Origin of the sequence: Streptomyces spiramenti (genome assembly GCF_012034385.1) — a bacterium.
Classification (GTDB): Bacteria; Actinomycetota; Actinomycetes; order Streptomycetales; family Streptomycetaceae; genus Streptomyces; species Streptomyces spiramenti.
Map to the genome: position 1 here is coordinate 1 of NZ_JAAVJB010000291.1, position 5304 is coordinate 5304.

Sequence of the window (5304 nt, forward strand, 5' to 3'; positions counted from 1 at the left end):
GCCCCGTGCCGCGCCCCGGGGGCCGCCCGCGGCGTCGACGGGGCCTGGCCGGGACCGGTCAGCCGGTCCCACGTCGCGTCGGAGTGGCCGGGCGTCAGCCGGCCGGCGTCGCGCCACTCCCGGACCAGCGTGGAGTACAGCGGGGTGACGTCCGCCTGGCTTCCGCTCCAGGCGGGTTCACGGGGCGGCGGCGGGGCGTACCAGGTGGTGGGGGTCCGTGCGTGTCGCACCATGTCGTGTGAACGAGCGGGACCTCGGGCAGGACACACACGCCGCTTGGCATCGCCCCGTCTGGGCGGCGTGCGACGGCGCGAAGACCGTCCCCGAAAGGCCAGTCGCGCGCTCCCCGCCCGCTCGGGGGCCGAGCATCACCGCGGCCCGAGGGCGACTGCGGCGGCGAGCGCGGGACATCCTCGTTGGCCCCCGGCCGAGGCCGTCGTCGATCACGGCCAGAGGCGGCGGCGGTTCCAGCCGTCGTCGGTACGGCGGTAGTGCAGCCGCTGGTGGAAGCGGTCGGGGCTGCCCTGCCAGAACTCGACCTCCCCGGCGTGGAGCGTGTAGACCGTGTGGCCCGCCGGGACGGCGTCAGGGGTCTCGGAGACCGTGGCGCGGGCGGCGGCCTCGGCCTCCCGGTAGGCGTCGTCCGAGGTGAGGGCCTCGGACTGGTGCCCGGTGCGGGCGGCGACCCGGGCGGCGGGCGAGCGGGTGCGGAACTCCGCGGCGGCTTCCTCGCGGCTGCCTGCCGTCACTTTGCCCCGGACGCGGAGTTGGCGGGCCTGCTCGGGCCAGTGCAGCGTCAGCGCCGCGCCCGGGTTCGCCGCCAACTGGCGGCCCTTGGGGCTGCCGCGGTCGGTGGCGAAGGTCCAGGAGGCGCCGTCCGGGGAGACGTCGCGGAGGACGAGGACGCGAGCGTCCGGGTTCCCGTCGCCGTCGACGGTCGCCAGCGTCGCGGCCTGGAGCGCGCCGACGCCGGCGTCGGCGGCCTCCCGCAGCCACCGCAGCACCAGCGGGCCCGGGGTGTCCGGCGCCTCGCCCGGGAACGGCGGGGCCTGCCCCGCGGGGGCGGGGCGGGAGAGGAGAACGGCCGCGGGGCTGAGGTGCGCGCGGACCGTCAGGGTCGTCGCGCCGGGTGGCAGCGGGTGCGCGCCGAGTTCGGTCGTCAACAGCCGCCGGGACGCTTCGTTGTCGACGGTGGTCGTGGCGAGCAGTCGGTGGGCGCCGTCGGCCCGGGCCAGGTCCCGGAGGGCCCGCACCACCGCTCCGCCGTGTCCGCGCGCCCGGTGACCGCGCGCCAGCCAGAGTCCGGCCTCGACCGTGCCGGCCTCGCCGGGCACGGGGGTGAGACGTGCGGCCCCGATGACCTCGCCGCAGGGTTCGCCGCCGGCCGCCGGACCACGCGGACCGTCCGGGCCGCCCGCAGGCGCGCCGTTCCGGACGTCGGCTGCGGCCGGTGGGGCGGTCAGGAGGACGGCGAAGGTCCGCCCGGCCCGATCGGGATCGAGGGACTCGGCGCGGTGCCAGGCGCGGAAGGCGTCGACGCGCGCATCCGTCCACCGCTGCGGCGGGGCGTCCGGCGACGGATCGCCCGGACCGGTGACCGGGCCGACCTCCGGCGGCGCGGCGTCGGCACGCGCGACGTCGACCAGCCGTTCCAGCAAGGGGACGTCGAGCGGGCGGAGCGCCACGCGGGGTCCGGTCACGGGTTGGGTTCCTCTCGGTCGGTGGGCCCGCCGGGCAGGGGAGCGGGGCGCGAAGCACGGCCGGCGGTGGCCGCGGCGGGACGACGCGGGGTCAGTCTGACGCCTGTCGGGCCGCGACCCGGCCGTCGCCACACCTCCCCCGGCGCCCGGATCCGCCCACGGGCGGTGTCCGTCGGGCTGGGCCGAGACCCCCGAGAAGCCACGACCCTCCGAGTTCACGCGAGCACTGAGCGTGGCATTTTGTCAGGTGGGTGTGCAATTCATGGTTCCGCATATGGACATTCACCGACCTCGCTCCTACACATGGGAGTTACGTCACAGAAACCGGCTTGCGCTCCCTGACCCCCACCTGAGGAGACTGCTGTGTCACCACGCGCCCCACGCGCTTCCTCCGTCCCAGCTCCGGGACGGCTGTCCCGGCGCGGCTCGCGAGCGGCACTCGCCTGTGCCGTCACCGCCGGGCTGCTGGCCGCTCCGGCGGCGGCCGGCGGGCTCACCGCCGCCGCCCACCCGGGCCACGGCGACCAGGACGAGTACTCCGTCCTGGTCTTCTCCAAGACGGCGGGGTTCCGCCACGACTCGATACCCGCCGGCATCGCCGCCGTCGAACAGCTCGGCGAAGAGCACGGGTTCGACGTCACCGCGACCGAGGACGCCTCGGTCTTCACCGACTCCGGGCTGGAGCCCTACGACGCCGTCGTGTGGCTGTCCACCACCGGCGACGTGCTCGACTCCGACCAGCAGGAGGCGTTCGAGCGGTACATCCAGGGCGGCGGCGGCTACGCCGGGGTCCACGCGGCTTCCGACACCGAGTACGACTGGCCCTGGTATGGCGGCCTCGTCGGCTCCTACTTCGCGAGCCACCCCCACAACCAGGACGCGACCGTCGACGTCGAGGATCACGACCATCCCTCCACCGAGCACCTCGACGACTCCTGGACCCGCTACGACGAGTGGTACAACTTCCAGGACAACCCCCGCGACGCGGTGCACGTCCTGGCCTCGCTGGACGAGTCCAGCTACGACCCCGGCAACGGCGCGATGGGGGACCACCCGATCGTCTGGTGCCAGGCGTACGACGGCGGCCGGTCCTGGTACACCGGCATGGGCCACACCCAGGAGTCCTACACGGAACCGGAGTTCGTCCAGCACCTGCTCGGCGGCATCGAGTACGCCGCCGGCGTGCACGGTGACGGCGTCTGCGGCGGCACGGACGAGGAGGAGCCCGCGGGGACCTTCTCGACGGTGACCCTCGACGACACCACGGGCAACCCGATGGAGCTCGCCGTCACCGACGACGGACGGGTGCTCTACATCGACCGGGGCGGCGCGGTCCGGCTGGTGCGCGCCAACGGTACGGTGACCACCGCCGGCGAGGTCGACGTGTACACCGGGCAGGAGTACGGGCTGCTGGGCATCGCGCTCGACCCGGGGTTCTCCGACAACGGCCACCTCTACCTCTACTACTCCCCCGCCGGCGACGAGGCGGTCGACCGCGTCTCGCGGTTCACGCTGGAGGGCGAGACCATCCCCGCCGCCAGTGAGGAAGTCGTCCTGGAGATCGCCACCCAGCGCGAGCAGTGCTGCCACGCCGGCGGCGCGCTCCAGTTCGACGGCGACGGCAACCTGTTGATCGCCACCGGCGACATCACCAACCCTTTCGCCTCCGACGGGTACACCCCGATCGACGAGCGCGCGGGGCGCGAACTGTGGGACGCCCAGCGGACCTCGGCCAACTCGGCCAACCTCAACGGCAAGATCCTCCGGATCACCCCCACCGAGGACGGCGGCTACACCGTCCCCGAGGGCAACATGTTCGAGGCCGGGGAGGAGAACACCCGGGGCGAGATCTACGCCATGGGCTTCCGCAACCCGTTCCGCATCGGGCTCGACCCGCGTACGGACGCGCTGCTCGTCGCGGACTACGGACCGGACGCCGCCGCGGCGAACGACGCCCGCGGCCCGGACGGCCGCGTGGAGTGGAACATCGTCGACACGCCCGGCTTCTACGGATGGCCGTACTGCGTCGGCGACAACACCCCTTACGTCGACTACGACTTCGAGACCCGCACCTCCGGCGAGACCTTCGACTGCTCCGCGCCGGTCAACGACTCCCCCAACAACGACGGGGTGACCGAGCTGCCGCCCGCCATCGCGGCCGAGCTGTGGATGGGCGCCGCCTCCTCCGGTGTGCCGGAGATCGGCACCAGCGGCGCGCCGATGACCAGCGGCGTCTACCTGTACGACGAGGAGCTGGAGTCGGACCGCAAGTGGCCGGCCTCCTGGGACGGCAAAGCGGTGCTGGGCGACTGGAACAACGGCCGGCTGTTCGCGGTCGGCGTCGACGGCGGCGAGGTCGTCGGGGTCGAACGCGCCTTGGAGGAGCTGTCGTTCAAGCGACCCCACGCCCTGCGGTTCGGCCCGGACGGCGCGCTGTACGTCATCGACTGGGGCAGCGGTTTCGGCGGCGACAACAGCGACTCGGGCGTCTACCGCGTCGACCACCGCGCCGCGGGCGGCTCCGCCCCGGTGGCACGGCTCGACGCCGACGTGACCTCGGGCCCGCTCCCGCTGGAGGTCAACTTCTCCGCCGCCCACTCCGAGGACCCCGAGGGGACCGAACTGACCTACGCCTGGGACCTCGACGGTGACGGCACCACCGACGCCACCGACGCGGAGGTGACCCACACCTACACCGAGGCGGGGGTCCGGTCGGTGACCCTGACCGTAACCGACGCCGAGGGGGAGACCGCCGTCGCCGGGGTCGAGATCAACGCCGGCAACAGCGCCCCCGAGATCGCCGTCGAAGCCCCGCTGGACGGCGGCCTGTTCAGCTGGGGCGACACCATCGAGTACGAGGTGACGGTCACCGACGCCGAGGACGGCGAGATCGACTGCGACCGGGTGATCACCCAGCCGGCGCTCGGCCACGACGAGCACGCCCACCCCTATGAGCAGTACCGGGGCTGCTCCGGCTCGTTCCCGCTGCCGGGGGACGAGGGCCACGTCGGCGCCGACATCTTCGGCGTCGTCACGGTCACCTACACCGACGAGGGCGCGCCGGGCACGGAGCCCCTGACGACCCAGGAGGTGGTCGTCCTCCACACCAAGGAGAAGGAGGCGGAGTTCTTCTCCACCACCGGACGCGTCGCGGACGGTGCCGGGGCCGACGAGCCCGGGGTGCGCACCGAGGCGACCGCCGACACCGGCGGCGGCCTGAACGTCGGCCACGTCGCTGACGGCGACTGGTTCGGCTACGAGCCGATGAACCTCTCCGGGATCGACGCCGTGGAGCTGCGTGTCGCCTCCGCGGTGGAGGGCGGCACCGTCGAGATCCGCGTGGGTGACCCCGAGGGCGAGCTGATCGGGTCGGTCGAGGTGCCGGGGACCGGTGGCTGGCAGGAGTGGGAGACCGTCACCGCGGAGATCGGCGACCACGAGCCCGACGGCGGCGTCTACTTCGTCACGCGCCGACCGGACGGCAGCGACAACACCGGTGGCCTGCTGAACGTCAACTGGCTGCGGTTCCAGGGGCAGGGCGTCACGGCCCCCGAGCCGGCCGGCGTCGGCTGACGCGACCCGCCGCGCCGGAACGCCTCCGGCG

Annotated in this window: 3 protein-coding genes; 1 reads left to right on the plus strand and 2 read right to left on the minus strand. The window is 73.8% G+C overall.

All coding sequences use genetic code 11. From position 1 onward, the window contains the following. Together HCJ92_RS24465 and HCJ92_RS24470 are read right to left on the minus strand one after the other, a co-directional pair. On the minus strand, nucleotides 1-233 hold a 233-nt coding region (locus tag HCJ92_RS24465), incomplete at its 3' end, for a hypothetical protein (protein WP_209311436.1). A 210-nt stretch (nucleotides 234-443) separates the two neighbouring features. Beyond that, nucleotides 444-1700 (minus strand): pyridoxal 5'-phosphate synthase, encoded by a 1257-nt coding sequence (locus HCJ92_RS24470; protein WP_209311437.1) that lies wholly within the window; start codon nucleotides 1698-1700, stop codon nucleotides 444-446. A 363-nt stretch (nucleotides 1701-2063) separates the two neighbouring features. Between HCJ92_RS24470 and HCJ92_RS21810 the strand changes: the two genes are divergently transcribed. Then, nucleotides 2064-5273 (plus strand): ThuA domain-containing protein, encoded by a 3210-nt coding sequence (locus HCJ92_RS21810; protein ID WP_338054313.1) that lies wholly within the window; start codon nucleotides 2064-2066, stop codon nucleotides 5271-5273. Nucleotides 5274-5304 lie beyond the last annotated feature (31 nt).